The organism is Leptolyngbya sp. FACHB-671 (assembly GCF_014695745.1).
Classification (GTDB): Bacteria; Cyanobacteriota; Cyanobacteriia; order Elainellales; family Elainellaceae; genus JAAUTN01.
The window spans coordinates 1-4,570 of the sequence record NZ_JACJOV010000024.1; the positions used below are offsets into that span (position 1 = coordinate 1).

A 4,570-nucleotide genomic window follows, 5' to 3' on the forward strand; every position below is an offset into this window, starting at 1 on the left:
ATTAGAACTCGATGAACGGACGCGGGTGCGCGACCGGGCGATTGTAGCTGTGCTGAGCCACGGGCTGCGGGCATCAGAAGCCTCTGCTCTAAACGTAGAGCATTGGAACGGCAAGATGCTGAAGGTACATCGCTCGAAGGGACAGAATGTGAGTGAGGTGCCGCTGGGTCGGGAAGCGAGGCAGCATCTAGAGGCGTATCTGGAGTGGCGACGGCAGCGAGGCGAGAAGTTTGAGCCACTGCCGGAGAGTCCAATGTTTTTGGCGCAGGACCCGAAGAGTTCAGGGAAACGGTTGGGCTACAAGGGCTTGCATAAGATGGTGAAGAAACTGGGGGCGGTCTCGGGAGTGGAGGACATCAACCCGCATCGTTTCCGGCACACGTTTGGAACGGAGGCGACTCGGCAGGGAGTTGATCCCCTATTTGGTAAGGAGCTGATGGGGATTAAGAGCGACCGAGTCTTTCAACGCTACACGAAGGGCGTGTTTAAGCAGGCTGCTGCCCAGGCATATCTGAAGGCGATCGGCGAAGACGATGAAAGCCTATAAGTAGCTAGCCGGCATTAAACTTAAAACGTTCAAGTGGGTAACCACCTCGCTGACTGCGTGCTTCCATCCATGATTGCCCTTGCTAAATCATATTCATCTTCAAACATACGCCCAGCAATTTCATGCGTTTTGAGTTGATGCCATTCCTCCTCAATTCGATTCATTTGGGAACAGTCCACCTCGCTTGCCTTGCCGCTTTAGGTGGGGGCACAGCACTTCCACCATAGCCAGGAAAGTTTCTCGTTTCACACCACATGCTCGTCTGAAGGCGATCGGATTGAGGGTTTGTACCGGTTGGTAGAGCATGAGTGGATTTGTAACGCTAATCTACTGTTTGCTCATCTTCTCAATTCATGAAAGAGGTCTATTTGTTCTTGTCGCACAGCAACTCCAATTCCACCCATCGTCAGCATCTTGGCATCCGTCTTGTGCAACGTCTGATCCTTCATCTTGCTGTCGATCGATTTCTGCTTGACGTTCTTTCGTTTCCTTTTGCTTTAGGTACTTGAGCCCAATAGCCATTCTCTGATGCACTACTATATTCTTGTTTGGAAATATTGGCGATATAGCTCGCAGCTTACAGTTACTTTGCCCTCTAAGTAATTGATCAACCCCATGCCATTTAATTGATGAGCAAAGTTTGATTCTAAATGTACCAGTTGACGAGTACTCAGGAGGGTACGAAACGTTTGGAGCAGATCCGGCTGTTGTTTAAGGATTGTCCAATGACGCTGTAAATGATGGTGATAAATTCCCGTGGGAGTTGCAGCCGCTGTCAGAAGTTGGCTGAGAGTATATTGTTTGCGGCTGAGATGATAGAGAGCTGTATGGATGAGAGCAGGATGTCCACCTACTATTGCCATCAGTTGTTTGGCTGATTCTTCATTGCTCCAGTTTAGAGTGTAACGCTGAGCGAGTTGTTGCACTTGAGCCAACGTGAATCCAATAAGTTGAGTTGCCAACCCTACATTGAAGGGCGACTGATTCAGTTGTAAGGGAACATATACTTCTGTGGAATGAGCAATAATCAGCCGCAGATTCTGCCAAATCGAAACTCGTTTCGCCTCTTCATACCAGGAACGCAGTAAGGGTAGAACATCTTTGGCAACTTGCGGATATTCAAAAATCTGGTTGAATTCATCTAGTACAAGGACTAGAGGTGTCTTAATTTTCTCTAGTAAATGCTGTCGAATGTACAAGGTACAACTGACTTTGCTGCCAATATCTTCATCCCAGTAGTCATCCAGTTTTGGTTCAAGTTGTAGTTGCCGGGTGACGCTGGCACACAAACTGCGCAGAAACCGATTTAGATCAGCACAAATAGCTTGATCCATTTGCTCAAGATTCAGGTAAACAGTTTGATATCCCTGTTGTTGGGCATGATCTAATACGTGCAGGAGGAGTGAAGTTTTTCCCATTTCTCTGGGTGCTTTAACCCGTACCAGTGCACCAGGTTTACAAATTTCGTCGTTCACTTGTGATTCAATTGGCGGACGTTCAATGTAAAAAGGTGAGTCACTCGCAATCGGACCGCTAGGAAACGCTGGGATAACTGCTGAGTTTGGCTCAGGAGTAAGGGACGGAATAAGTGATTGGGGTTGTCCTAACGACTTGGGCTGAGATTGTGACGCAGTATACGCTTCTAGCAGAATGCGGCAATTTTTCTTAGTGAGGCGTTGCCCAACTAGATCTGAGAGTCGGTGCAAAAGTTCTGGAGCAACAACATTCGTCAAATAGCCGGAACTATATCCAACTTCTTCCGCAATTTGGGTGTAAGTTTGATATTGCCAGATTCCGCGTAACAGCAGGGTTTCTGCCGGATTGAGCGGGCGAATTTGCCTAGCGGCTAAGTCACGGTTGAGACTCTCAATGAGGGTATCAACAGTCATAGGAAATTAATCGGCAGGAAAGAATTTGCTGAATGCATTCTAGAGCATCATATAGGATTTTTCATGAGGTATCTAATGGGATTTCAGGATTGTTTGATACAGAAGTACAGTGCTATTCAGTTAAAGAGTGGCATGGTGTCGGTTGTGAAAATGCTTGCTTATTAACAATTCTTCCCTGTATGAATCAGTATCAGGTTGGTGGCAGTTTGAGTCAAGATCATCCTTACTATGTGAGGCGGCAGGCGGATGCTGACCTTTATCAAGCATTAAGGAATGGCCAATTTTGTTATGTGTTTAATGCTCGTCAGATGGGTAAATCAAGCCTGATGGTGCGGGTGATGCATCAGTTGCAGCAGGATGGCGTTTGTTGTGGCGCGATTGATTTATCTCGCATTGGTAGTGAAACTTTAACCTCAGAGCAGTGGTACAAAGGTTTTGTTGTGGAAGTGTGGCAGGCGTTTGACCTATTCCACACGGTAAATTTGAAACGGTGGTGGGATGAGCGGTCTGACCTGTCTGCGATACAGCGATTGGGTCAGTTTATTGAAGAAGTTCTACTGGTTGAAGTTAAGGTCAGCTTGGTGCTGTTTTTGGATGAGGTAGACAGCATTCGCGGTTTGGATTTCTCGCTGAATGATTTTTTTGGGCTAATTCGTGCTTGCTATAACCGTCGCAGTTTAAAGCCTGAGTATCAACGGCTAACATTTGCGCTCTTGGGGGTTGCTACGCCATCTGACCTGATGAGTGATCATCAGAGAACGCCATTCAACATTGGTTGGGCGATCGACCTGTGTAGCTTGCAACAGACAGAAGCCCAACCGCTGGGGCAAGGGTTGGTGGGTTATGTTCACGATCCAGTGTTGGCTCTGCAAGAAGTCCTGATGTGGACGGGTGGACAGCCGTTTCTAATGCAAAAGATGTGTCAGTTGCTCGTTGAGCATTCCTCAGCGCAATCCGTTACAGATCGCGATCACATCCATCAACTGGTTCAGAAATACATCATTCAAGCTTGGGAATTTCAGGATGAACCGGAGCATTTGCGGACGATTCGCGATCGCCTCCTCAACAATTTCCACTTGACTGGAAGACTATTGGGCCTCTATCAGCAAATTCTGGAGGATGAGGGCATAGAGTTTGACGGCAGCCGCGAACAGATTGAACTTTTGCTCTCTGGGCTGGTGATCAAGCAACAGGGAAAACTGGTGGTGAAGAATCCCATTTACCAAGCTGTATTTAACTTGAACTGGGTGCATCACCATCTGGGGCAGTTGCGCCCCTATGCCGCCTCTCTTGATGCCTGGATCAGTGATAAAGACAAATCTTATTTGCTGCGGGGGCAGACGTTACAGAATGCTTTGACTTGGGCGTTAGGCAAGAGCTTGAGTTTTGAGGACTATCAATTTTTGGGAGCAAGCCAAGATCTGGCAAAACGGGAAGCGCAAACGGCACTGGAAGCAGTAGAGCAGGCAAGCCAAATGTTAGCAACTGCCCGCCAACGTGCTAGCCAGGAGGTACACAAGCGCCGCATTGGTTGGCAATGGATACCGGGTCTGACATTGAGTATTGCTGTTCCGCTGTTGCTGCTGCGGGGTGTGGGACTGTTGCAAGGGCTGGAATTGAATCTGTTTGATCAGTTTGTACGCTGGCGACCGTTAGAACCAAGCGATCGCCGCATTGTAATTGTTGCAATCGACGAGCAGGATATCACTCAAATTGGCTATCCCGTGACCGATAGGGTGTTAGCACAGGCAATTCAAACGATTCAAGCGCAAGAACCGCGAGTGATAGGGCTTGATATCTATCGAGATTTGCCCGTTGAGCCAGGACACGCAGATCTGGTGCAGGTATTTCAATCCACCCCCAATTTATTTGGAATTGAGAAAGTGGTAGGAAGTCGGGTTGCCCCGCCGCCAATTCTGCACCAAAAACAACAGGTTGGATTTGCCGATCAGGTTGAAGACGCTGATGGCAAGGTGCGTCGGGCACTGTTGTCTTTTGAAACTGAAAGCGCCTCCCCGTATAGCCTGACTGTAAGACTGGCGCTGAATTATCTGGCGGCTGAAGGACTCACTTTAAAGCCACTAGATGCAGAAGGGCGACGATTTGAGTTAGGTCAAGCAATGTTTGAGCGGTT

General features: G+C 48.0%; 4 protein-coding genes. 2 read left to right on the forward strand and 2 right to left on the reverse strand.

Annotation, left to right across the window (positions count from 1 at the left end):
- The coding region (locus H6F93_RS00875; protein ID WP_190678344.1) for a tyrosine-type recombinase/integrase at window positions 1–547 on the forward strand (547 nt) is incomplete at its 5' end.
- A 150-nt stretch (window positions 548–697) separates the two neighbouring features.
- On the opposite strand, the gene H6F93_RS00880 is transcribed toward H6F93_RS00875, so the two are convergent.
- Window positions 698–853 carry a hypothetical protein gene (locus tag H6F93_RS00880; RefSeq protein WP_190678346.1) on the reverse strand — a complete coding sequence of 52 codons (156 nt, stop codon included), beginning with the start codon at window positions 851–853 and terminating at the stop codon, window positions 698–700.
- 230 nt (window positions 854–1,083) lie between these two features.
- Window positions 1,084–2,436: an AAA-like domain-containing protein gene (locus tag H6F93_RS00885; protein ID WP_190678349.1), complete on the reverse strand. Its 1,353-nt coding sequence runs from the start codon at window positions 2,434–2,436 to the stop codon at window positions 1,084–1,086.
- A gap of 179 nt (window positions 2,437–2,615) precedes the next feature.
- On the opposite strand from H6F93_RS00885, the gene H6F93_RS00890 reads away from it, so the two are divergent.
- The coding region (locus H6F93_RS00890) for a CHASE2 domain-containing protein (protein ID WP_190678363.1) at window positions 2,616–4,570 on the forward strand (1,955 nt) is incomplete at its 3' end.